We start from the raw sequence: 24,497 nt of genomic DNA on the forward strand, positions 1-24,497 counted from the left end.
TCAACAGCCTAAGCCGTCAAATCTCGTAAGCCTTTAGCCTAAAGCCAAGTGCCTACGCTTATCGGTTGTATCTTGTTAAAGAGCGTTTGCTTGTTCAGACTAACTCGGCTAACATCGTGTGTTTCGCTTCGTTTTTGTCTGCGTCAGCAGCAGAGAAGCGAACTATACGCACCACCCCGCCGGCCGTCAACACCCTTCTGTAAAACTTACCGGGAAACGGCACGGGAATTCAATAAGTCATTGATCCGTAATATACCCGTCATGAATACTTTTTCATGGCGGTCGGTAACAACGCGGGATAACAAGTTCAGGTGCGCCGGCAAATCCCGCACCTACCAAGCAAAACACCCCGTTTCCGGGGTGTTTTGCTTGGTGGCCGACATATCTATATATGTCGTGTTCCCGGCCTGGCTGGTTCAGCCATCCTTGCGGTTGCCGCCGGCGACCATGCGGTATTCGAACAGCCGGCACTCGATCGAGCCGTTGAACAGGACGGTACGCTTGCTGGCGGACAGGCGTATCAGCTTGGCCAGGCGCAGATCACCGGTAAAGTAATAGGCGCGCCAGCCGGCAAAGCGTTGCTTGAGCGAATGCCCCAATGCGGGGTAAAGCGCATCCAGCCAAGTCTGTTCTTCCAGGCGAATACCATAGGGCGGATTGCATACCAGCACGCCACCGGCCGCCGGGGCACTGCGTTCCAGCGCATCGGCTTCTTCCAGTTGCACGGTATCGGCCACTCCGGCGGAAAGCAGATTGGCACGGGCGGCCTCCAGTACGGCCGGTGTATCGTCGCTGCCGAAGATAGCCGCCTTGACCTCGCTCCGCTCCGCAGCGATGGCTTGCTGCTTGATCTCGCCCCACTGCGCGGGCTCGAAACGCTTGAGCAGTTCGAAAGCAAAGGTGCGCCCGCGGCCCGGCGCCATGTTCCGCGCCATCATGGCCGCTTCCACCAGGAAGGTGCCGCTGCCGCACATGGGGTCCAGCAAGGGCTCATCGACTTGCCAGCCGGTCAAGCGCAGGATGCCGGCGGCCAGGTTCTCGCGCAGCGGTGCATCGCCTGTTTCGCGCCGGTAACCGCGCTTGAACAAGGCTTCGCCACTGGTGTCCAGATAAAGGGTCAGCTGCCGCTCGGTCAGGAAGACATGAATGCGGATATCGGGCCGGGCGGTATCCACACTGGGACGTTCGCCGCACTGGGCGCGGAAACCGTCGCAGACCGCGTCCTTCACCTTGAGGGCAATGAAATCCAGGCTGCGTAGTTTGCAGCCCACGCCGGTCACCATCACCTTGATGGTACGCGAGACATCGAACAGCTCCGGCCAGTCTATTGCCCGGGCTGCCTTATAGATATCGTCTTCGCTGCGATAGGACTTCTCGACCAGGCGCCACAGGATGCGGCTGGCAATCCGGCTGTGCAGATTCGCCCGGTACATCATCGCCTCGTCGCCGCTGAAGGCCACGCCGCCATCGGTAGGCGCAATGCCCTGCGCATCCAGCCCCGCCAACTCTTCGGCCAGTACGGTTTCAAGGCCGCGGGGACACGGGGCAAAATAATGGAAAATCTGTTTCATGCTGGGCTTCCAGGTAATGGCTTACAGCGCTGGCAAGGCATCGCGCTGCTTTTTCGGTAACTTGGCGCGTACCAACTGGTAGGACGTGCGCAACAAATCGGCTAAATGCGGGGCGGCGATCGCGTCCATATCGGTCAGCTTCACCCAGTGGTGACGGGCGAGATAGGGAGCGGGGATAAAGCCGGGCTGGTCGGTCATTTCCAGGAAGCGCTGTGGATCCACCTTGAAGGACGGGCCGGTCGATTGGGCCGCATCCATATGGATCAGACAGAACATCTTGTCATGGACGGAGAACACCCGCGCGCAATCCCATTTGATATCGGCACTGACGCCCGGCAGCGCCAGGCAAAACGCTTCGATTTCGGCATGCGTCATCTATATCCCCTCTTTGTCATTGAAGCCCGCGATACCTTAAGCGGGTCGTGTCGTATTCACTCGCCGGCGCGCCTGGCTGATCACCGGTGCCCAGCGCTCCCCGGGCCGCTTCTTATAGGTACACAAGGTCAGCTCGCTGGGGGCGAAGGCGTTGACGTTATGGGTCAACGGCGTGGTGATCAGGTACTGCGCCTGGGTCGCCTTCAGAAAGGCGCCGACCTTGTCGATGTTCAGCACATCCAGGTGGGCGAATGGCTCGTCGATAAACACAAAGCCTGACGGATTGCTGTCGTCCATCATCAAGCCGATCAGCAGGATCAACGACTTCATCACCTGTTGCCCGCCCGATGCCTCACCGTCGTTCAGGCCCATCATGCCCTTCTGGTCGAAATCGAAGCGCACGGCCAAACCGGCCTGCGACAGGGTCAGGTCGTCGTTGTCCAGGTGCGGCGGCTCTACCTCCACCGTAATGCCGGACAATTCCCCCAATCGCTTCACGTTCAGACTATAGCTGCGGATCGTGGCGCGCAGCTTGGCAATATAGGCGCTACGCGCTTCATTGGTCAGCTCATGGGCGCGTTCGACTTCGCGCCCCCGGCTGGCGGTCTCGTTGGCCAGCTGTTCGTAATCCTGCTGCATCTTCTCGCGCAGCTCCAGCACGCTGGCGTCACGCTCCCAGTCGCCATGTTCCAGCCGGTCCTGCTGGCGGTGGATATCATGCCGGACATTCTGCGCGGAACCCCACTCGTCCTTGAGCGCAGGCAGGGTACCGGCAGGCAGGCCTTGCGCTACCCAGTCGGCCCGTAAGCGCTTGGCTTCCTCGATCTGGCGGGTTTGTTCCTGCTGCCGGCTTTCCACCTGGACCAGCAGTTCCTTTACCTGGCGCAGCAGCGCATCGCGGGCGATCTCGGTCTTCTGCATGGCCAGGCGGCCGTCCACCGCCTGCTTGCGCGCCGCATCCAGGCTGGCCTGCTGATCGGCCAATTCACCGCCCAAACGTTGGGCTTCCGCACGCAGCTCGGGCAGCATTTTTTCGGCCGCATCGAACTCGTCGCCGCGGGCGGCCAGTTGCTGTACCGCATCCATGCCGGCCAGCTGCAACTGCAGGCTGGATACTTGCCGGCCCAATTCGACCGACTCGCTCTCCCAATCGAGCAATTGCTGATTGAGATCGCGCAGCCGCCGGCTGGCTTCGTCGAGGCGTGAGACGCGCGCGGCTTCGCCGAAGTGATGGTCGCGGGCATCGACGCCGATAAAGCGCGCGCCCCGTCTTTCCTTGTGATAGCCCTCGCGGGTGATCCAATCGCCCTGCACGCCGGACGCGGCCTCAACCGATCTTACCCGCTGCACATTATTGAGCTGGCGGCTGAGCCAGCCCGGCGCATCCGCCTTCAGGTCGATGATTTCCAGGATGGATCCCGGCACGGCACGCGGCGCCGCTTCGCGGTCGGGCACGATAAAGTGGCGGTACTGCAGGCGCTGGCCAACCTGGAAGGCAGCCTGCTTATCCGCTTCTCGATTCAGCAAAATGATATGGCGATACGGTGCCAGCAAGGCCTCGACCGCCGTCTGCCAGCTATTGTCGCGAACCTCGACAATTTCGCTGAGCAATTGGTGGCCGATGCCGGCCTCGTCCAAGGCGGCACGCATCTGCCGGACAAAGGGTTCACTGGGTGGGCGGCCGCCTTGCAGGGCATATTGCAGTTCCGCCAGCTGTTCACGATCCAGCTTGGCTTGCTTGATGCGCGCCTGCAGTTCGCCTTGTTCGGCCCGCAGGTGGCCCAGTTTTTCTCCCAGTCCCACCGCATCGGCACCCGACTCTGCTTCCGCCAGGGCCTTTAGCTTGGCGCGCTGTTCCAGCAGCTTCTCCGCCGAACGCGCTTCGCTGCCGGCCTGCTGAAACGGCGCAAACAAGGCCTTGTAGTTGGTATCGGCGGTCTGCTCGGCGGCAATGGCCTGCTCGGCCGAATCGGCCTGCGCGCGCAGTTCGGCATCGGCGCGGGCCAGCTCGTCCTGGCGTGCTTTCAGGTTGCGCCGCATCCCCTTGAACTGGCTGACATAACCCATTACCGATTCATAGGACTCCAGGTAGCGCATGGCCGGCAGCACGCCGCTTTCCAGCCTTTGCACTTCGGCGCTCAGGGTCTGCCAGTCGAGATAGCGCTGGGCACGGCTACGCATATTGTTGACCCGGACTTCCAGCCCGTCGAGCTGGCGGGTCAACTCCTGCAGCTCGTTTTCGGCTTCTTTCTGCTCGTTCTTGGCATGCTGGTAGTTATCCAGCACTGCCTTGTCGCCAAAGACCTGGAATACCAGGTCGAGCAAGGCCTTGGGGCCGTATTCGCAGAGTTTGTCGGTATCGCCCTGTTCCAGCGCCAGCACTTCGGCGATGGCCCGGGTCAGGCCGGCTTGTTCCAGATTGAGCTTGTAGTCGCGTACCCCCAGCCAATTCAAGCTCTTGTCGCACTCCGGCGTCAGCTCCAATTCGCCAGGGGCGATGGCGTAATGGCGCACCCAATCGCCGCCTTGCTTGGAAACCCGGCAAAACAGGGTCACCCGGTCATCGGCGATGGCCCAGAACGGCCGCTGCCGAAAGAAGTCGCCCGACTTCAGCGCGGGGTTGTCCACCACGGCGCGCAGCCAGGCCACCGGTTCCGAGGCATTGCGCACATAGCGCTTATAGTCGCGCCGGCCGGAGCAGGGCAAGGCCAGCAACGTGCGCAAGGCATCCAGCAAGGTGGTCTTGCCGGAGCCGTTGGGCCCGACGATGGTGACGATCTGGGCATCAAGGGGGACCTCGATGCTTTGCCAGAAGTCCCAGTTGCGCATTTCAAGTTTTCGGAATTGGAACATATCTGCTTTGAACGGAAAGGGCTGCGGGGGGCGGCGTGTCGATCATGCGCGCGGGCTTGGCATCAATCCGGCGTGGGCTGGACCGCTTCTTCGGCGCGGCGCTTCAGCACTTCGCCCAGTGCGCCTTCGATCACGCGCGGCGCCAGGGTGCTGTAGTCCAGCATCAGATCCAGTAGCGGCCCTTCCAGGATCACCTTGTTGCGGCGCTCGATAAAGCCCAGCCGCGCCAACTGGCCCAGGTTGATATTCAGGCGACCCTTGCCGCCGAGCTTATCGCGATAATCGGCGTACAGCGCTTCTTCCGGTACGCCGACCGACACTTCCTCGCCCTGCACCAGGGGTTTTTCCGCACCGAACATATCGGATTGGCCTTCGCGCTCCTTTTCGGCGCGCGCCACCTGGCGTTCGCGCTTGGGCAGGATGATCAAGGCCCACAACACCACCAACAGGGCGATCGCATCGCGCGGCAGATTCATATTATTGCTGAGCCAGGCTTCGCCCTCGCCAAACACAAAGGCTTCCATTTCGCCCATCAGGCCGACCGCCATATGCTCGGCATAAGGGTTCTCCAGCAGCGTCAGCCCCACTTCATTGAGGCGATGCTCCAGGGCGCGGCGGAAGTCCTCGTCCACCAGCGCGCGGCGCGCCAGCGGATCGCTGCGGGGGATGAAGCGGTGCGCGATCAGCCGCGCGCTGAGGATGGCTAGGGCGTTATCCATAGGTCTTTTTCGCTTTAAGCGTACTTCACTTAGGCTTGCGGCTTCAGTTCGCCACGGGTGATGGCCGCCACTTCGGGATGATCGAGCAATTCCACTTCGGCGCCATGTACCAGCCGCAAGGGCAGATTGACGATATCGCCCACCACGCTTTGCTCCAGCGCGGCTTCCGCATCGCCCAGCAGCGAAAACAGCGACAGGCGATAGGCGGTTTCCGGGTAGGTCGCGGCCAGGGCCGCCGAAGCCAGGCTGGTCGGATCGACTATCCCCGCCAGCAGGGCATGCAGGGACTCGGCCTCGAACAGGCGTTCGGAACTGGGTGCATCGAAAGCCGGCGCGGCGACCTTGTCAGGCAGATTGACCGTTTGCGCGGCCACCCGTTCGCGTTCGATCAACTCGAACTCGGCGACGTCCAGCATTTCCTGGCCAGTGGCAAAAATAGGCTGAGGGGGAAAGCGCAACATGCTTTTGATCATGCCGGCCAGCTCGGCCTGGCTGGCGGTACGCAACCAATCGCCGATATCGCTGGAGGTAAGGCCGGAGGCACCCAGATGGACACGCTGCGCCTGCAACTGGTTGAGCCGGCGCTGAAAGCTGCCGGTCAGGCGCAGGATGCGCGACTGCGCCATCCCGATTGCCTGGACCTGGTCCAGCACACGGCGATCGAGGGCTTCGTCCTCGAACATATCGCGGATGACCTCGGTGCCCTTCTGTACCCAGCGCCAGACCGACTCCAGCCGCTTCTGCGCTTTCTGGATCTGGTATTCGGATTGCGATTCGAGGGCATCCTCGAAGTGCTTGTACAGCTCGTTGAGCCGCGCCAGCAGATGCTGCAAGGTTTCGTTGGAGATACGGCCCAGCTGCTGCTGCCCCACCGCCTGGGCCGTCAGATAGCCCAGCTCGGCGTCCTGGTCGGAAAAGGCCAACAGGGTGGAAACCGCCGCCAGGGCCACCCGGCCCACTTCGGCGATCTGGTACAGGCTTTCGTCGCCGTCCCACAGCAACAGGCCGTTTTCCCGCAGGCGCCCCAGCACGGTCCGCAGCTTGATCGGGTTCACATAAGCGAAATGCGCTTCGAGCTGCTGTGGCGACCAGCGCGGTTCCTGGCCACGGCTACCGATCTCGCGCAGCACCATCAGCCTGACCAACACCTGCTCTTCATTACCGTGGAACAGGGTAATGAAGGCATTGATCAGCCCGCGCGCCTGCAGCAGGTCGGCCAGCGGCGGCAGTTCGGCCGGATTAAGCCCGGCCGCGAGAAAGTCGGCGAGTTTTTCGTCGGACACGAGTCGGATCGAGAACTAGGATTTGGTCGGGTCGTAAGGTTCGTGCAACTGCTCGGCCTCGGTCGGCGCGGCTTCCTCGCGCTGCGGCCGGGTCGCCTCCAGGTACTCCATCACGGCCCAGCAAAGCTGCTGGGTGCCTTCGCCGGTCAAACCGGAAATGGTGAATACCCGCTTGGCTTGCGGATCGAGCGGCGCCATCTTGTCGAAAGGCGTCTTCGGCCAGCCAAAGGCATCGAGGAAATCGTCGATGCGTTGCTGGCGCTCGTCTTCCGGAACCATGTCGAGCTTATTGAGAACCAGCCAGCGCGGCTTGTTGTACAGCTCTTCGTCGTATTTACGCAGTTCTTCGACGATGGCGCGGGCTTCGCGTACCGGGTCGGTGTCTTCGTCGAACGGCGCCAGGTCCACCAGATGCAACAGGATGCCGGTGCGGGCCAGATGCTTGAGGAAACGGTGCCCCAGGCCGGCGCCTTCGGCGGCGCCTTCGATCAAGCCGGGGATGTCGGCGATCACGAAGCTGCGGTTATGGTCGATGCGCACCACACCCAGATTGGGGTGCAGCGTGGTAAAGGGATAATCCGCCACCTTGGGGCGGGCTGCCGACACCGAGCGGATAAAGGTGGACTTGCCGGCGTTGGGCATGCCCAACAGGCCGATATCCGCCAGTACCTTCAGCTCAAGCCTGAAGGCGCGCGTTTCGCCCTCCTCGCCATGGGTGAACTTGCGTGGCGCCCGGTTGGTGGAGGTCTTGAAATGCAGATTGCCCAGGCCGCCCTTGCCGCCCTTGGCGATCAAGACCTGCTGGCCATCGTGGGTCAGGTCGGCGACCAGCTCGCCGGTTTCGTTATCGCTGATGACCGTGCCGACCGGCATGCGCAGGAAAATATCGTCCGCGCCCTTGCCGTAGCAGTCGGCGCCGCGACCGTTCTCGCCATGATGGGCCCGGTACTGTTTGACGAAACGGTAATCAACCAGGGTGTTGATGTCCTTGTCGGCCACCGCCCAGATACTGCCACCGCGACCGCCGTCGCCGCCATCCGGCCCGCCGAAGGGGACAAATTTTTCGCGGCGCATGCTGGCCGAGCCGTTACCGCCTTTACCGCCAATCACTTCAATGCGGGCTTCGTCGATGAATTTCATGGGCAGGCAGTTCCGGTAAATGATTTAGACAGGCCCGGGCGAATACGCCACACAAGGCAAACGACGGGAATACACAAACAAAAAAGCCCCATCTCGCGACAGGGCTTCATTTTAAGCGAAACACCCGCGAAGGAGTGTTTCGCTTAACCGGGCAGGCGATTAAGCCTCTTCACCGGTGTAGGGCAGGACCACGACGGTCTTGCGCTTGAGCGCGCCCTTGACAACAAACTTCACGTAGCCGTCGACCTTGGCGAACAGGGTGTGATCCTTGCCCATGCCAACGTTGTCGCCTGCGTGGAAGCGGGTACCGCGTTGACGGATGATGATCGAACCCGCAGGGATCAATTCACCACCGTAAACCTTGGTGCCCAGTCGTTTTGACTCGGAGTCGCGGCCATTGCGCGAGCTACCGCCAGCTTTTTTATGTGCCATGTTGCAGCTCCTTGCTTACTTGACGATAGCGTCGATGCGAATTTCGGTGAAATTCTGACGATGACCTTGACGCTTCTGGTAGTGCTTACGGCGACGCATCTTGAAGATGCGAACCTTTTCGCCACGACCGTGGGAAACCACGGTAGCGGTAACCTTGGCACCGGCGACCAGAGGGGCGCCAACCGAGACCACTTCGCCGTCTACAACCATGAGTACTTCTTCAAGCACGATCTGGGTGTCGACGTCAGCGGTGATCTGTTCTACTTTCAATTTTTCGCCGATGACAACTTTATACTGCTTGCCACCGGTTTTTATGACCGCGTACATAGACTGGGCTCCTAATAATGAGACTCCCGACGCTGCGCGCAGGGAGCCCGGCAATATACGGAAGCCCATGAATTTAGTCAAGATTTTCCAGCAACCGGCGTAAAAGCCCTTCGTTCGGCGGGCCGATGCTTCGCTTTATCGCATCGTTGCGGCACCGGCGACGGCCGAGGCAAGGGGTGCTCGGTTATAATTTGCCCGGCAATATCGCTACACGCGCGAGGTAGCTTCATCTATAGAGATGACGTTCCTCGCCAAACTCGTCTAAATACCAGCGCGTCTGCACAAGGCCACCGTGTCCATCGAATTCGTCAAATCCATCATCGCTGCCGATATGCAGGCGGTAGACCACATCATCCGCGAACGGCTTCATTCCGAGGTCATCCTGGTTCGCCAGGTGGCGGAGTACATCGTCTCGTCGGGCGGCAAGCGCCTGCGGCCCGCGCTGACACTATTGTCGGCCGGCGCGCTCGGCTACCGGGGCCGGCACCACCAGGAACTGGCGGCCGTGGTGGAATTCATCCATACCGCCACCTTGCTGCACGACGACGTGGTGGACGAGTCCAGCCTGCGGCGTGGCCGCGATACCGCCAACGCACTGTTCGGCAATGCCGCCAGCGTGCTGGTGGGCGACTTCCTCTACTCGCGCGCCTTCCAGATGATGGTGGACGTGAACGATATGCGCATCATGCAGGTGGTGGCCGATGCCACCAATGTGATCGCCGAGGGCGAAGTGCTGCAACTGATGAATATCGGCGATGCCGAGCTGGACGAAAACGCCTACCTGAAGGTGATACGGTACAAGACCGCCAAGCTGTTCGAAGCGGCCGCGCGCCTGGGCGCCCTGCTGACGGCGAGCGACCAGGCCACCGAAACCGCCCTTGCCAGCTATGGCATGCACCTCGGCACGGCCTTTCAGATCGTGGACGACGTGCTGGATTACTCCGGCGATGCCGGCGAAATCGGCAAGAGCCTGGGCGACGACCTGGCCGAGGGGAAATGCACCCTGCCTTTGATCCACGCCATGCAACTGGGTACGGCCGAGCAGGCCGAGGTGGTGCGGCAAGCCATCGTGCATGCCCAGCGCGAGAATTTCCAGGCCGTGCTGGCCGCCGTGCAAGCCAGCGGCGCGCTGGCGGCAACCATGGCGGTCGCCCGTACCGAAGCCCAACTGGCGACCGACGCCATCGCCGCGCTGCCGGATAATCCGCATAGCCAGGCCTTGCGGGCGCTGGCGGTGTTCGCGGTGGAGCGCCACAGTTAAAGGCCCACTGGCATCTGGCGTGGTTATGGTGCGTCGTTAATCTCGCGTAAGTGACTGAATACCCCAAGAGCTGGCTGTTTCCGGTTGGACATCCGAGCAAGACGCGAGCAAAATTCAGATCTATCAGATCAGACTTGTAGAGTCTAGCGAGGCCCCTCATGCAAAGCTGGCAAATGCAAACCGCCAAGGCTCGGTTTTCGGAATTGGTCAAACACGCGGCCCAGGAGGGGCCGCAGGACATCACGCTGCACGGTCAGTCCATAGCGGTAGTGGTGTCACGCGAGTTGTTCGACCGCTTGTCCGGCAATGAGCAGACCTTGGTGGAGTTCATGCGCGCCTCGCCACTGGCGGGGCAGGATGAAATCGAGTTCGAACGCAATCCAGGCTTGCCGCGTGAGATCGCGTTTTGAGCTATTTGGTCGATACCAATGTCTTGTCGGAGTTGCGAAACAGGAAAGCCGACGCAAATGTCCTGGCCTGGATGCAGGCACGCCCGCGCCAGTCGCTCTATCTCTCCGTATTGAGCCTGGGAGAAATCCGGAAGGGTATCGAAGGGGTCGCCGATCCAGCGTTCCGCCAGACGCTAATGGACTGGTTGGAAGTGGATCTGCCTAATTACTTTGTTGGCAGGCTGCTGAACATAGACCAGCAAGTCGCAGACCGCTGGGGGCGCGTGCAGGCAAAAGCGGGACGTACATTGCCCGTCATTGATGGCCTGCTGGCGGCAACGGCCCTGCACTACGATCTGACGCTGGTGACGAGAAATACCAAGGACTTCGTGGGTCTTGGGGTGACGCTCGTCAACCCTTGGGAGAGGTGAAAAGGTAGCTGCTACGCCGTCCACGCTATCCTCCCCCTGAAGGGCGAGGTTTGCCGCGCAACTGAGCAAGTTTGAATTGTATTTTTTCGAAAGCATTAAATGAACATTTCACAATAATGTTTGGCAGTTCATTTAATCCATTCGACAAGGGTACATATGCACTCCCCCCATCTTTCGCGCGCAGCGGCGCTGTCCCTGACTCTTGCGGCTTCGATCGGGGGTTTCGCCCAGGCGGCGCCCAGCGAACCGGCCAGCGGCAGGCCCGGTACGGTCCAACATGTAGCCGCTTCGGCAGCCGGCTTTGGCGGCAATGGCTTTTATTGGGATACGAGCGGAGCCGGAACAGGTTTTATGTTCGAGGTCCAAGGCAATCAAGGTTACGCCGGCTTCTTGCTGTACGACGAAACCAGCGGCAAGCCCGTCTGGCATGTTGCGTCCGGTCCGTTCGATGCCAACGGCGACGGTAGTTACGGCTTTAGCGGCGCCCTGCTGCACTTCCAGGGCGGCCAACCCGCCTCATCCACCACCCGCTCCACGCCTACCTCCAGCAATATCGGCAACGTGCGCATTACTTTCTCGGCACCCAACCAGGCCCATGTGCAATTCCCGGCCCGGACCATGGACGCGGTGCACTTGAAACTCTCCGACAAACCGGCCGGAAGCAACCAAGCAGAGACGGGCTGGTTCTGGAATCCAGCCGAAGCCGGACGGAGCTACGCCGTGGAAGTACAGAACAACTGGGTCTACATGGCCATGCTCCACTATGACAGCGACGGCTCGCCCACCTGGAACTGGGTACAGGGCGATATCAGCACCGGCACCCGGAACGGCTCGTTCGATCGCTATACCGGCGGCCAGAGCCTATCCGGCAGCAAGCGCGCGCCCGCCGCGCCGGTCTCGCAGGGCAGCTTCTCGATACGTTTCAGCGACCCTTGCCTCGGCCAGATGCAATATGGCGATCTCCCACCCGTTCAGGTACAGCGCTTCGCCTTCGGCGGACTGCCCAGCGGCCAGGAATGCCGTGCCCGTGCCAATCCCTTCTGGGCAATGTTTCCGGGCCGGTATGTCGGGTCAGTCAACCTTTCCATATGGGCTAACCAGCACACGGAACGGAGAATTTTCGACATCACCGTCGATAGTCTGGGCAGAATCAGCGATAGCAGTAAACCCACCAGCCCATACCAACTCTTCGACATGGTCGGCCAGGTTAGCCTGAATGGGCGCTTTAATATGACCGGGAAAAACCGTACTTCTCAAGGGGAATTGATCCTTTCCGACGTGATGGAAAAACCCTGCGCCTTCAGCGGCTTCGTGCAATATTCGACCCGCGAATTCGCCGGCCAGTTCACTGGTTCGAAGATCGAGGAGGGATGCCGGTAACCCACATAGCCAGGCTTTGCAGGCGCTGGCAGAGTTCAGACATATCGAATCCAGGCATACCGCTCGAGATCACGTTTTGAGCTAATTACTTATTCAGCGCTCCGCAGGCGGTCCAGCAATCCACTCGCCCTCTGCACATCGCGCGCCAGCGCGGCGGCCAGGGTGGTGGCCGAGCCCCACACGGCCACTTCGCGGCGGGCGCGGGTGACCGCCGTGTAGATCAAACTACGACTTAACACCGGCACATCCTCGTCCGGCAGCAAGAGCCAGACGGCATCGAATTCCGAGCCTTGCGACTGGTGCACGGTCAGGGCAAAGGCGGTGTCGTGGGCCGGCAGCCGCGCGGGCGTCAGCGCACGCCAGCCGTCGCCCTGCGGGAAATAGACGCGCAGCCCGTCCGGGCCGGCCAGGCACAGGCCGATATCGCCGTTCGCCAATCCCAGTGCCGCATCGCTGGCCCGTACGATCACCGGGCGGCCGGCATACCAAGGTTGCCGGCGAGGGTCCTGGCGCCAAAGCCGCGTTTCCACCAGCCGATTGATGGCGGCTACGCCCACCGGGCCGTCGCGTACCACGCACAGCAGGCGCAGGCGATCGAAAGCCTGGAAGGCGGCGACCGGATCGGCCTCCCGCACGGCGCTGCGATAATCGTCCAATTGCCGCTCAAGTTGCGCCAGCATCGGGGGCAGCCACTCGCTCGCCCGACCGGGCTGCCACGCCAGGTCGCTACGTTGCTCGGCCAATAGCGCGAGGGTGCCGGCGGTGTCTCCCGCATTGGCGCGCCGCGCCAACTCGCCAATCCCGCTATTGCCACCGAAGCGATGGCTTTGGCTAAGCATGGCGATACCGTCGCCCAATAGGGTGGCGCCGGGCCGGGCCAGCTGTTTCGACCCGCTGGCGGCGGCCAGCCGCTGCGCACCTTCGGGCGTGCGGCCGGCCAGCTTGACCAATTCGGCAAAGGCACTGCCGGCCTCCACCGAGGCCAGCTGATCGCGATCACCCAGCAGGATCAGCCTGGCATCCGGCGGCAGCGCCTGCAGCAGGCGGCTGAACAGGGCCAGGTCGATCATGGAGGCTTCATCCACTACCAGCACATCCAGGGCCAAGGGCTGGTCGGCGCCGTAGCGTGGCGTGGCGCTGTCCGGTCGATAGCCCAGTAGGCGGTGCAGGGTGGTGGCCTGGTCGGGCAGTTCGGCCAGGGTGACCAAGTCCAGGCCCAGCTTCGCCTTGGCGCCGGCCAGTGCTTCGACCATGCGGTTGGCCGCCTTGCCGGTAGGCGCGGCCAACCGGATCCGGCAACCGGGCTGCAGCATGACCAGGGCGGCCAGCACCTTGGCCACCGTGGTGGTCTTGCCGGTACCCGGCCCGCCGGCGATCAAGGCCACCCGGTTCAATAGCGCGGTCGCGGCGGCCAGACGCTGGCCATCGTCGGCCGGCACACCAGCGAATAAGGGGTCCAGTGCCGCCTTGATCTGTTTAGGCAATGCACCACCAGGGCCCGCCCGTTGCAGCAGCTGTTTGGCCAAGGCCACTTCATCCGACCATAGCCGGGCCAGATAGAGCCGGTCGCCATCCAGTAGCAACGGCGCATAGCCGCCGGGTTCGGCGACAAAACCGCTGGCCAGCAGCTGGCCGCGCCAGAGCCCCAGCTCCGGCCACGGCTGCCCGTTCCAGCGCTGGCCGGCCTCCTGCACCAGATCGACGCAAACATGTCCCTCGTCGGTACGGCAGGCCAGCAGGCCGGCGCTGGCCAAGGCCAGCTCGCCGGCGGCCGGAAAACCGCGCTGCAACCAGGCCACCAGCTCGGCGGCGAAGCCGGGCAAGAGCACCATATTCATGACACGCTCCCGCATAGCAGCACTTCCAGCGCTTCCAGCAAGGCCAAGGGCGGTTGGTAGCGCCACAGGCCGGCCTCGGGCAGGCCGCGCAGGAATAGGTAAAGCGCGCCGCCGAAGTGCTGGGCGTACTGGTAGTCCGGCTTGCGCCATTTCAGATAGCGATGCAGCGCCACGCAATAGATCAGCGCTTGCAAGTAATAGTGTTCGTCGGCCATGGCGGCGAGCAGCCCGGCTTCGCCATAGTCGGTCAAGCGGTTGGACTTCCAGTCGAGGATGTAATGGCGGCCGTCGAGCTGGCAGCTCAAATCGATAAAGCCCTTCAGGTAACCCTTGGCCACATCGGCATGCAGCGATGCGGCCGCTTCGGCGAAAACCGCCGGCAAGCCATAGGCGGGCTGGGCCAGCAAGGCGGCCAGGGCTGGCCAGCTGAAGGGCAGCAAGGCAAAGGTGAATTCCAGCTCGATCAGCCTTTGTCCGGTCGGCACGTCGGCCAGGCGGGCGCCGCCGTCGGTCAACGGGGTATACAGGGCGGCCTCGACCATATCCGCCGCCATGGGCGCCCAGTGGGTTTCAAAGCCGTGCGCCGCCAGCAGCCGGCCGGCCAGCGCCTCCAATGCGGCCCGGTCCCGCCGGTTGAAGTCCCACTCCTCGAACAGGCTATGCAGCAATACGCCGGCACGCGGCCCGGCCGGGAAACTGTCGAACCGCCCCGCCGGTGGCATATCGGTAGCGGCCGGGGCGGTGAGCGCGTCGTAATCGGGAGCTTCGGCGTGCACCCCGGCGGTCAGCGCCGAAAAGCTGCTCATCCGCCATTGCCAATGCAGCCGCCGCCCTAGATGGGCCAATTCGACCGTCACGGGTTCTTGAGCACGCTCTCGCGCAGCCCTTTCCGGCAAGGGCGCGGCCCAGCCCATGGCGGTTTCGCCGGCGTCGATCAGCGTGGTCAACTCGGCTTGCAGCTCGGCTGCGGATCGCTGCCGCTGCACCCCGCCGGCCAATAGCCAGCCCAAGGCCGATTGGGCCATTTCGTTCACCTCGCCCCAGGCGATAAAGCAGGCCGTACGCGGACGGGTCAGCGCCACGTAAAGCAGGCGCAGTTTCTCCGCCAGGCGCTCCTGACCGGCCAACTCCCAGCGGATGGCCTGCCGCGGTGAGCCGAAATCCAGCACGGTCACGCCCTGCTCGTGGCAGAGCGGCAGGGTTTCGCTTTTCTTGAACAGTTGGCCGTTCCATAGGAAGGGACAGAACACCAAGGGATACTCCAGGCCTTTGGCGGCATGGATGGTGACCAGCTTGACCCGGGCGGCATCGCTTTCCAGCCGCATCAGCCGGCTGTCGTCCTCGCCTTGGGCGGCATTGGCCAATTCCTGCCGATACCAACCCAGCAGGGGTCCCAGGCCGGGGTGGTCCTGGCGTGCCAATTCCAGCAGTTCGAACAAATGCAGCAGATTGGTCAAGCGTCGCTCGCCGTCCTGCCAGCCGGCCAGGCGCAGGGCGGTGCCGCTGTCATGCAGCCAGGCCGACAGCGCCGCCATGGCGCCACGGCCCAGCAGGAGGGCATGCCAACGGCGGAATTCGGCCAGCATGGCTTCCCAGGCCGGCTCGTCCAGCAACAAGCGGTAGAGTTCGTCGCCGCTCAAGCCGGCCAGGGGGGTAGCCAAGGCAGTCCGCACGCTGCGCTCGCCCGGCTCCGCCAGGGCGTTGAGAATCTGCAGCAGGTCGCGCGCTTCCTCGGTATCGAATACGCTTTGGCGGCTGATACGTACACTGGCCACGCCATGGCGTGTCAGCGCCGCCTGCATCGCTTGCAATTCGGCATGGCTGCTGGCCAGCACGGCAATATCGCCGCCGGCCAGGGGCTGCTCGCCCAGCCTGGCGCGACCGTCGCGCCCCAAGGACAGCAGCCCCGCGATTTGCCGCGCGCTTTGTTCGGCGGCACGTTCGCCCGCCTCGCCCTTGCCCAGCGCCGCATCGCCCAGCCACAGCCAGTTCAACGCCGCCTGCGGCTGGCCGTCGATATACAGCAAGGGTTTGTCCGGCAGTGCCTGTACCGAGGGATAGTCCAGCTCGTCCAATAGAAACGGTTGCGGGGCGCAATTGAAAAGTTGTTCGATTGCCTGCACCAGGGCAGGCGTACTGCGCCGGTTGGTATCCAGGCTGTAGCGGCGATCGTGCGGCACACCGTCGCGGGCGGCCAGATAGGCATGCAGCTCCGCGCCACGGAAGGCATAGATGGCCTGCTTGGGATCGCCGACCAGAAAAGCGGTGGTGCCATCGCTACCGGCGCCGAACAAACGGTCGAAAATCCGGAATTGCAGCGGGTCGGTATCCTGGAATTCGTCGATCAGGGCCGCGTGGTAGCGGTTCTGCAAGGCTTGGCAGAGTTGCGGCCCACCTTCGCCGGCCAAGGCGGCATCCAGCTCGATCAATAGATCGTGGAAGCTCATTACCCCCAACTGCGCCTTGCGTTCCACCAACCGTTCGCCCAGCTCGCCGATCAGGCGGGCATGCAGGCATGCCAACTGGGCCGTATAGGACTGTTGCAAGGCCAGGGCCGCTTCGGCCAGGGGTTCCAGCAGCTGGAACACGGCCGGCACCTCGGCGGGAGTCTTCAGCGCCGCAGCCAGCTCGCGGCCATATAAGCGACGCAGCTTGGCCTCGGCCTGTCCGGCGGCCTTATCGTCTTCCTTCACCTTGGGCAGCGGCAATCCACCTAGCCATTGCTGCCAGGCCGCTACCGAGCCGTGCAACCAGTCCTTGCGATGCGAACCCTTGAACTCGCCGGCTTCGGTGCGGGCCCATAGCCATGCCAAAGCGGCCTCGCCCTGGCTAGCCCAAGCCTGGCTGGCGGCGGCGAAAGCATTTTCGAAGCGTGCCTCGCGCTCGTCCAAGGCGCCGATTTCCGGCAAGGCCAGCTGCAGGCCGGGCTGATTCAAATAGCCGCGCAGGGTCAGTGCCCAGCTATCGGGCGATTGTCTTTGCTCGATCAGCCAGTTCAGCCAGCTTGGCGTGGCGGTGGCCGTCTCGGCCTTCCAGGCCTGATCGGCCACCGCCTGCAACACTTCCGCCTCATCGGCCAGGAACTCGCGGCCCAACTCCAGGCCTGCGGCCAGTGCATGTTCGCCCAGTGCGCGACGGCAAAAACCGTGGATGGTGAACACCGCCGCGGCATCAAACCCGGACACCGCCGCCCGCAGGCGACGCGCATCGGCGGCCGGGTCCGGCCGGCTCAGCAGCAAGGGATACAGAAAGTGCGGGTCCCGTTCCTGCACGTGGGCCAGCGCGGCCGGTTCGTCCGCGCCCTCCAGCGCGTCGGCCAGCTCGGCCAGGCGCGCCCGGATGCGGCCGCGCAATTCGGCCGTGGCCGCCTTGGTATAGGTCACCACCAGGATCTGTTCGGGCCGCAGTTCGCGTTCCAGCACCAGGCGGGCATACAGGGCGGCGATGGTCCAGGTCTTGCCGGTGCCGGCGCTGGCCTCGATCAGGTTCAACCCGTCCAAGGGGGCGCTCAAGGCCTCGAAAGGATGCGCTGCGCTCATGCCTTGATATTCCCTATCCGTTCGTGCGCCAGCATGGGCTGCAATAGTTGCTCGCACAGCGCCACGAAGTCCTCGCCCAAGGGCGCCTGGCCACGCCACAAGGCGCGGACCTGGTCGAAATCGCCCTCGCCGGTCTGCCGGTCGTTGCCTTGCCAGGCCGCCAACGCGGCCTGGGCGGCCTTGTCGGGACCGGGATTGCGGCCTTTCGACAAGCCATCCGCGTAAGCTAGTCCGCAGCGCGGCAACAGCGGCGGCGGGCTGGCATGGGCAGCGCGGTAGAGCGCCAGCCAATCGGCCAGCAGTTCGGCCGGCCGCTCCGGTGCGCGGTAGTGGGCAATCTCGTCCAAGCCGATCAAGCGGCAATCGTGGGCCATGTTGGCCGGCTTGGCGGCACCCAGCACCAGCGTTTGCAGCCAGGCGGCCAGCCGGTCGCTTTCACGTAGTTTGCCGGCCTGGCGCAAGCCCAGGCCGGCCGCATCGACGCCACGCAATACGCCACTGAGTTGCAGGCCATCCACACGCAGGCTCACCGCCAGGTCGGCCGTGCTCAAGCCCCGCCAGGCCGATACGGCCGGGGCGAAGCGCACGGCTTGGCGGGCGGCCCAGGCTTGGCCGCCCGGCCCGTCGGGCAGCCTGGCGGCGCCTTGGCCCAGTGCCGCCAGGGCATGCGGCTGATCGGCCAAAGCGCCGGCCAGCTGCAGTAGTTCGCGTTCTTCCGCGCCGGCGACGGTAAACATTTCCCGCTTGGCCAGCTCGAAGCTGCCACGATCGAAACGTATGCCCAATCTGCGCAGAAACCAGCCGGCCGGGTTGCGTACAAAAGCCAGCAGATCGGCCAGTTCGATTTCACGCGGCGCTTCGCCCGGCAGCCTCGCCGCCGCCAGGGGTGCCGGCAAGGCATCGCCGCGACCGGCCAGGCGGGCGATGGCGGCCCAGCGGCCGTCGAAGGATGCCAGGCCGCTGGAGCCTGGGCGAAAGCGTTCGGCCGAGAAAGGCTGCAGCGAGTGTCGGCGCAGGATTTGCCGGCTGGCGGCTTGGCTATCCAGGCAGTGCCAGCCGCAATCCACGGCATCGAGCAGATCGGCGATCACCGTGGAAGGCGGCAGCTCGGCATCGTTACGGGCATCGCGGCCGGTATAGAACAACAGCAGTTGTTCGCGCGCCGCCAGCACGGTTTCCAGGAATAGCCAGCGCTCGTCGAGGGCACGGGCACGGTCACCGCGCCGGGGATGGCGGGCGATCAGGTCGAAGCCGTCAGGCTGGCTTTCGCGAGGATAGGCGCCATCATCCAGGCCCAGCACCGCGACGACGCGGAAGGGCAGATTGCGCATCGGCATCAGCTGCGCGAAGGTCACCCCGCCGGTAAGAAAGCCGCCGGCACCAGAGCCGGCTTCCAGCGCGGCGCTCAACCACTCCAGGATGGCGGCACGGCCGACCGCTTGCAGCATACCGCTGCGTTCGCCCACCTCGCCCAGCTTGATCAGACATTGGCGCAGGGTTTCCAGTGTGACCCGATCCGCCTCGGATTCGACAAACCAACGCTGCAGCCAGCCGGCCAGATCCACCGCCCAATTCGGCAGCGGGCGCGGCCTCGCCAGGGCGTTTTGCCATTCGGCCAGGGTGCGGCTGAAGCGTGACAATCCCGCCACTCTGGCGGCAAAACGTAAATCGAGGTCCGCGCTAGGGTGCAAATCGGCGAATAACGGCAGACCGGTGTTACCCGCCTGCTCGCCGGTCGGCATGGTGACGCCCAGCAACAGGCGGCCGATACCGGCCTGCCAGCTGAAAGCATCACCGGCCTGGCCACGGCGGATACCCGCCTGGGTGATCCACTCCTGCAGCTGCGGCAGATCTTCTTCCAGCAGGCCGAAACCGGCGGCCAGGGCCGGCAGCTCCAACAAGGCCATAAGGCTATCGGCTTCCCAATTTCCATCGGGCAACCGTAGCAGCGCGAGAAAGCCGGCCAATAAGGGCGAGGCCGCCAGGCCACTCTTGTCGGCGATGGCATAGGGCAGGTGGGGACTGGCCGCCCCGGCGCGGCCGCCACCCGCCGTGGGCTCGCTCTGACCGAACACGGCATCGACGTAAGGGGCGAAGTCATCCATATTGGGACACAGCACCACCACCTCGTCCGGCTGCAGGCCGGGGTCGGCGGCAAAGCGGGCCAGCAGGGCATCCTTGAGCGTTTCGACCTGTCGCATCGGGCCGTGGCAGGCGTGGATGACCAGGCTGTCGTCGTCCGGTAGCAGTACACGTGTCCCGGCACTGGTCAGCGACAGCACGTCGTACTGCAACTCGGCCAGCAGATTGGCCGGCGGCGGCGTTTCATCGAACAGGCTGTGCAGATCGTCCACCCCGGCCAGTTCGTCGAAGAACGCCCTGCCCTGCCCACCCCAGGCCGCCAGCAAACGTTCGCCGGGCGCCCGGCTATCGATGCGGCGATCCAGGTCGCCCCATGGCGCGGCGCAGGGATTGAGCGCGAACAGGGCCACATCGATGCGCTTGGCCAAGGCCTGCAATACTTCCATGAGCAAGGGCGGCAAGCTGGCGATGCCGAACAGCACGATACGCTCCGGCAAGGGTAAGGGAGCCGGGTCTTGCAGGCGGACAATCAAGCGGTGCATCAGATCGGCACGGTGGGCGGAATCGCGTTCGGCCGCCAACATGCGCCACAACGCCATTTGCCAGGCTTCGTCACCACCCAGCCGACAGCTTTGGCCGGCCTCCCAGCTTTCCAGCCAGTCGGGGCGGTAGACCAGGTATTGGTCGAAGGTGTCGGCGATGCGGCTGGCCAGGCGCCAACGACGCCGTTCGCTGCCATCCTGCAGATAGGCGGCCAACGCGGCCGGCGGCTGCTCCAGCAAGCCGTGCAAACGCCAGGCCAATGCATCGGCCCCGAACGGGCCTAACCTCGCCTGCGGTCCCAACACCGTCTCGATCAGCTGCCAAAGGAAGGTGGCCGGCAAGGGGAAATCGATATTGGCGCAGATACCGAAGCGCGCCGCGATCCGCAGCCCCAACCAGCGCCCCATCCCGCGCGCCTGCACGATGACCTGCTCGCGCGTGTACGGATCGGCCGGCGTCTGCACCAGGATGCCTTCATTGAGCAAGGTGGCCAGGGTGTCGAGGCGGTTGGATTGGTAGAGATGGAGCACGGCGGGCAGAAACCGATCAAAAGTGGGCAGGTGAAGTGGTAAGCGTTCGATCCGCCATTCGCGCGCGCGGCGGGTAAGCATCCTACCCTTGATGGCGCGATGCGTCCCGCCATCGGTGGCGGTCATCGCCACAGCCACCGCGCAAGCGTTTGTCCACCGCCCGATTGCTTGTAGAATCCAGGCTTTATATCGTCTCACTCACCGAGCTTCAGTCACGATGCTGACCTTCCAGCAAATCATCCTTACCCTGCAGAACTATTGGAACGCCAATGGTTGCGCCCTTCTGCAGCCCTACGACACCGAAGTCGGCGCGGGCACCAGCCACACCGCCACCTTCCTGCGCGCCCTGGGGCCGGAGCCCTGGCGTGCCGCCTATGTCCAGCCCAGCCGCCGTCCCAAGGATGGCCGCTATGGCGAGAACCCCAACCGGCTGTTCCAGCACCACCAGTTCCAGGTGGTACTCAAGCCCAGCCCGGACAATATCCAGGATCTGTACCTGGGTTCGCTGCGCGAACTGGGCCTGGACCCCACCCAGCACGACATCCGCTTCGTCGAGGACGATTGGGAAAATCCCACCTTGGGCGCCTGGGGCCTGGGCTGGGAAGTCTGGCTCAATGGGATGGAGGTGACCCAGTTCACCTATTTCCAACAGGTTGGCGGCCTGGAGTGCAAGCCGGTACTGGGCGAGATCACCTATGGTCTCGAACGGCTGGCAATGTATCTGCAGGATATCGAGAACGTTTACGACCTGGTCTGGACCTACCTGCCGGACGGCACGCCGGTGACCTACGGCAATGTGTTCTACCAGAACGAAGTCGAGCAATCGAAGTATGCCTTCGAGCATTCGAATATCGAACTTCTGTTCAAACAGTTCAATGACTACGAAGGCGAGGCCAAGCGCCTGCTGGAGGCCAGCCTGCCGCTGCCGGCCTACGAAATGATCCTGAAAGCCGGCCATACTTTCAATCTGCTGGATGCGCGCGGTGCCATTTCGGTGACCGAGCGGGCGGCTTATATCGGCCGGGTGCGCAATCTTTCGCGCGGCGTCGCGCAGGCCTACTACGATGCCCGTGAGGCACTTGGCTTCCCGATGCTGAAAAAGGACTGACAAACCATGAAAGCTGCCGCACTCGCACTGCTCCTGACGCTGGGCCTGGCGGCCTGTGGTGGCAGCTATATGGATACCAAGAACGCGACCAAACCGGAACCGGTGCCGGAAGAAAAGGAAGGCGACTGGCGCCTGTATGGCCAGCAGCCGGGCGTGGAAATCAAGGTCTCGTGGGCTTCGATCGGCCACGACGATCGCTTCGGTACGGACGATTACGTCTACGTCTGGGTGCAGCGCGCCTTCAAGCAGGACCAGACCAATAAGGAAGGCGAAACCTACCGTACCGAGTTCACCCGGTTTGCGCTCGATTGCGCCAAAAGCGAAATGGCCGGTATCGCGGCGGAGTTTCGCGACAAGGATGGCGACGAAGTGACGCGCCGGGACATGGCCGGTTTCCAGTGGGAATTCGACTCGGTGACCAAGCAAGCGTATATGCAGGACTTTTTCACCCAGGTCTGCCGGATCGCCCGTGAAAAGGCCGCCGCCGGCAATAAGGAATAAGCCGGCGCGCCGCCTTCCGCCAGAAGGCTTGCCACCGCAAAACCAATCAATCCGAACCCGCCGGCCCACGTGCCCGGTGTGCTGAAAAAAAGAAGTGTTATGAGCCAAACCCTGCTGATCGAACTGTTTACCGAAGAACTGCCTCCCAAGGCGCTGCCACGGCTGGCGGCCTCGTTCGCCCAGACCATCACCGACGAGTTGAAGAAGCTGGGCTTTGTCGCGGCCGATGCGCAAGCCGTCGAGTACGCCAGCCCGCGCCGCCTGGCGCTCAGCCTGCCCGGCGTCGCCGCCGTGCAAGCCGACCGGATGGTGGAGAAAAAAGGTCCGGCCGTGGCAGCCGGCTTCAAGGACGGCAAACCTAGCCCCGCCCTGCTGGGCTTTGCCCGCTCGGTCGGCCTGGCGGCCGATCAGCTCGATCAATTGGCGCGTGGCTCCGACGGCAAGCAGGATGTCTATATCTACCGCGCCGAAAAGCGCGGCGAACCGCTGGCAGCCTACCTGTCGGGCATCGTGGCCGACGCGCTCAAGAAACTGCCTGCCCCCAAGCTGATGCGCTGGGGCAGCCGCGAAAGCCAATTTATCCGCCCCGTCCATGGCGTGACCATGCTGCACGGTAGCGATATCGTCGCCGGCGAGGTGTTGGGCTTGCAGGCCGGCCGCATGACCGGTGGCCATCGCTTTCTATCGCAAGGGCCGGTCGAGATTGCCCATGCCGATAGCTATGCCGCTACCCTGGCCCAGCAGGGCAAGGTGGTCGCCAGCTTCAGCGAGCGGCGCGCGCGTATTGTCGCCCAGCTGACCGAACTGGCTTCCCGCCACCAGGCCAGCATCGCAGGCGGTGATGCCTTGATCGATGAGGTGACCGCCCTGGTCGAGTGGCCGGTGGTGCTGGAAGGGCAATTCGAAGAAGCGTTCCTGCAAGTGCCGCAGGAGTGCCTGATTTTGACCATGCAGCAGAACCAGAAGTATTTCCCGCTGCTGGACGGCAATGGCAAGCTGAGCAATCGCTACCTGATCGTCTCCAACCTGGAGACCGCCGATCCGCGCTTTATCATCAACGGCAATGCGCGCGTATTGCGCGCCCGCTTGTCCGACGCCAAGTTCTTCTACGAACAAGATCAGAAGCACAGGCTGGACAGCCGTGTGCAGAAGCTCGCCCAAGTGGTCTACCACAACAAGATCGGCAGCCAATTGGAGCGGGTGGAACGTTTGTCGGCGGTCGCCGCCGCCATCGCGGCCGAGCTGGGCGCCGAGGGCCAGTTGGCCGGGCGTGCCGGCTACCTGGCCAAGGCCGACCTGGTCACCGACATGGTTGGTGAATTCCCTGAGCTGCAAGGTATCATGGGCACCTACTATGCCCGCCTGGACGGCGAAAACGACCAGGTCGCCGCAGCCATCGAAGGCCATTACCACCCACGGTTTGCCGGCGACAGCCTGCCGCAGGGCGCCATTGCCCAGGCGGTCTCGCTGGCCGACAAGCTGGAAACCCTGGTCGGTATCTGGGGCATCGGCCTGATCCCCACCGGCGACAAGGATCCGTTCGCCTTGCGCCGTGCCGCCCTGGGCGTGCTGCGCATGCTGGTCGAGGCGCGCCTGCCGCTGGACCTGAAGCAGTTGCTGGCGAAGACCGCCGCGGCCTTTCCGGCCGGCGTGGTGGCCGCCGATACGGTCGACGGCGTGTTCGGCTTTATGCTGGAACGCTTGAAGAACCTGCTCGCCGCCGAGTTCCCGCCGGCCGATATCGACGCGGTATTGGCCGATGCGCCCAGCCGTTTCGACGAATTGAACGCGCGCCTGGCTGCCGTGGCCGAGTTCAAGTCCCTGCCGGAAGCGACCGCCCTGGCGGCCGCCAACAAGCGCATCCGCAATATCCTGCGCAAGACCGATACCGCCTTGCCGCCCTTGGCGGAGGCGCTCTTGCAGGAAGCCGCCGAACGCGACCTGCACGGCGCGCTGCTGGCGACCCGGCCTGGCGTGGAAGCCGCCCTTGCGGCCCGCGACTACACCGCCGCCTTGCGCCAGCTGGCGGGTTTGCGTGGCCCGGTCGATGCCTTCTTCGATGGCGTCATGGTCATGGCCGACGATCCGGCCGTGCGCGGCAACCGCCTCGCCCTGCTGGCATCCCTGAGCCAATTGATGAACCGGGTGGCCGATATTTCACTGCTGGCCGAATAGCCATCCCTTGCGACCGAGCC

18 protein-coding genes are annotated in these 24,497 nt (G+C 63.6%); 7 read left to right on the top strand and 11 right to left on the bottom strand.

Annotation, left to right across the window (positions count from 1 at the left end):
- Positions 1 to 416: 416 nt before the first annotated feature.
- From FNU76_RS09735 to rplU, 8 genes are all read right to left on the bottom strand, one after another.
- A complete protein-coding gene (locus FNU76_RS09735; protein WP_144278015.1) occupies positions 417 to 1,571 on the bottom strand; it encodes a THUMP domain-containing class I SAM-dependent RNA methyltransferase in 1,155 nt (384 codons plus the stop codon).
- A gap of 21 nt (positions 1,572 to 1,592) precedes the next feature.
- Positions 1,593 to 1,946, bottom strand: coding sequence for an MmcQ/YjbR family DNA-binding protein (locus tag FNU76_RS09740; protein WP_144278016.1), 354 nt, complete (start codon positions 1,944 to 1,946; stop codon positions 1,593 to 1,595).
- 36 nt (positions 1,947 to 1,982) lie between these two features.
- Positions 1,983 to 4,775, bottom strand: coding sequence for an ATP-binding protein (locus FNU76_RS09745; RefSeq protein WP_263405651.1), 2,793 nt, complete (start codon positions 4,773 to 4,775; stop codon positions 1,983 to 1,985).
- A gap of 86 nt (positions 4,776 to 4,861) precedes the next feature.
- A complete protein-coding gene (locus tag FNU76_RS09750) occupies positions 4,862 to 5,518 on the bottom strand; it encodes a hypothetical protein (protein WP_144278018.1) in 657 nt (218 codons plus the stop codon).
- Between the two features lie 29 nt (positions 5,519 to 5,547).
- Positions 5,548 to 6,801, bottom strand: a complete 1,254-nt coding sequence (locus tag FNU76_RS09755; RefSeq protein ID WP_223879286.1) for a hypothetical protein — start codon at positions 6,799 to 6,801, stop codon at positions 5,548 to 5,550.
- A gap of 15 nt (positions 6,802 to 6,816) precedes the next feature.
- The gene (gene obgE, locus FNU76_RS09760; protein ID WP_144278020.1) at positions 6,817 to 7,941 is read right to left on the bottom strand and encodes a GTPase ObgE; all 1,125 of its coding nucleotides are present in this window, start codon (positions 7,939 to 7,941) and stop codon (positions 6,817 to 6,819) included.
- 159 nt (positions 7,942 to 8,100) lie between these two features.
- Positions 8,101 to 8,373: a 50S ribosomal protein L27 gene (gene rpmA / locus FNU76_RS09765; RefSeq protein WP_144278021.1), complete on the bottom strand. Its 273-nt coding sequence runs from the start codon at positions 8,371 to 8,373 to the stop codon at positions 8,101 to 8,103.
- Positions 8,374 to 8,388: 15 nt separating this feature from the next.
- Positions 8,389 to 8,700: a 50S ribosomal protein L21 gene (gene rplU / locus FNU76_RS09770; protein WP_144280626.1), complete on the bottom strand. Its 312-nt coding sequence runs from the start codon at positions 8,698 to 8,700 to the stop codon at positions 8,389 to 8,391.
- Between the two features lie 292 nt (positions 8,701 to 8,992).
- Here rplU and FNU76_RS09775 point away from each other — a divergent pair, with 292 nt between their 5' ends.
- From FNU76_RS09775 to FNU76_RS09790, 4 genes are all read left to right on the top strand, one after another.
- The gene (locus FNU76_RS09775) at positions 8,993 to 9,961 is read left to right on the top strand and encodes a polyprenyl synthetase family protein (RefSeq protein WP_144278022.1); all 969 of its coding nucleotides are present in this window, start codon (positions 8,993 to 8,995) and stop codon (positions 9,959 to 9,961) included.
- A gap of 158 nt (positions 9,962 to 10,119) precedes the next feature.
- Positions 10,120 to 10,371 carry a type II toxin-antitoxin system Phd/YefM family antitoxin gene (locus tag FNU76_RS09780; protein ID WP_144278023.1) on the top strand — a complete coding sequence of 84 codons (252 nt, stop codon included), beginning with the start codon at positions 10,120 to 10,122 and terminating at the stop codon, positions 10,369 to 10,371.
- Positions 10,368 to 10,781, top strand: coding sequence for a type II toxin-antitoxin system VapC family toxin (locus FNU76_RS09785; protein WP_144278024.1), 414 nt, complete (start codon positions 10,368 to 10,370; stop codon positions 10,779 to 10,781). The genes FNU76_RS09780 and FNU76_RS09785 overlap by 4 nt, the downstream gene beginning before the upstream one ends.
- A 351-nt stretch (positions 10,782 to 11,132) precedes the next feature.
- Positions 11,133 to 12,161: a hypothetical protein gene (locus tag FNU76_RS09790; RefSeq protein ID WP_144278025.1), complete on the top strand. Its 1,029-nt coding sequence runs from the start codon at positions 11,133 to 11,135 to the stop codon at positions 12,159 to 12,161.
- Between the two features lie 89 nt (positions 12,162 to 12,250).
- On the opposite strand, the gene recD is transcribed toward FNU76_RS09790, so the two are convergent.
- From recD to recC, 3 genes are read right to left on the bottom strand one after another with little or no spacing between them, the layout of a single operon-like run.
- Complete coding sequence (gene recD, locus FNU76_RS09795) at positions 12,251 to 13,999, bottom strand: exodeoxyribonuclease V subunit alpha (RefSeq protein WP_144278026.1); 1,749 nt, start codon at positions 13,997 to 13,999, stop codon at positions 12,251 to 12,253.
- Positions 13,996 to 17,538 carry an exodeoxyribonuclease V subunit beta gene (gene recB / locus FNU76_RS09800; protein WP_144278027.1) on the bottom strand — a complete coding sequence of 1,181 codons (3,543 nt, stop codon included), beginning with the start codon at positions 17,536 to 17,538 and terminating at the stop codon, positions 13,996 to 13,998. Before recB ends, recD begins: the two co-directional genes overlap by 4 nt.
- On the bottom strand, positions 17,535 to 20,819 hold the full coding sequence (gene recC, locus FNU76_RS09805; protein WP_144278028.1) for an exodeoxyribonuclease V subunit gamma: 3,285 nt from the start codon (positions 20,817 to 20,819) through the stop codon (positions 17,535 to 17,537). The genes recB and recC overlap by 4 nt, the downstream gene beginning before the upstream one ends.
- A gap of 91 nt (positions 20,820 to 20,910) precedes the next feature.
- Between recC and glyQ the strand changes: the two genes are divergently transcribed.
- The 3 genes from glyQ (at position 20,911) to glyS (ending at position 24,477) form a co-directional block, all read left to right on the top strand.
- Positions 20,911 to 21,801, top strand: a complete 891-nt coding sequence (gene glyQ / locus FNU76_RS09810; protein WP_144278029.1) for a glycine--tRNA ligase subunit alpha — start codon at positions 20,911 to 20,913, stop codon at positions 21,799 to 21,801.
- 6 nt (positions 21,802 to 21,807) lie between these two features.
- Positions 21,808 to 22,302 (top strand): surface-adhesin E family protein, encoded by a 495-nt coding sequence (locus FNU76_RS09815; RefSeq protein ID WP_144278030.1) that lies wholly within the window; start codon positions 21,808 to 21,810, stop codon positions 22,300 to 22,302.
- A gap of 99 nt (positions 22,303 to 22,401) precedes the next feature.
- Positions 22,402 to 24,477, top strand: a complete 2,076-nt coding sequence (gene glyS, locus FNU76_RS09820; protein ID WP_144278031.1) for a glycine--tRNA ligase subunit beta — start codon at positions 22,402 to 22,404, stop codon at positions 24,475 to 24,477.
- Positions 24,478 to 24,497: the final 20 nt, after the last annotated feature.

The organism is Chitinimonas arctica, from assembly GCF_007431345.1.
Taxonomy (GTDB): domain Bacteria; phylum Pseudomonadota; class Gammaproteobacteria; order Burkholderiales; family Chitinimonadaceae; genus Chitinimonas; species Chitinimonas arctica.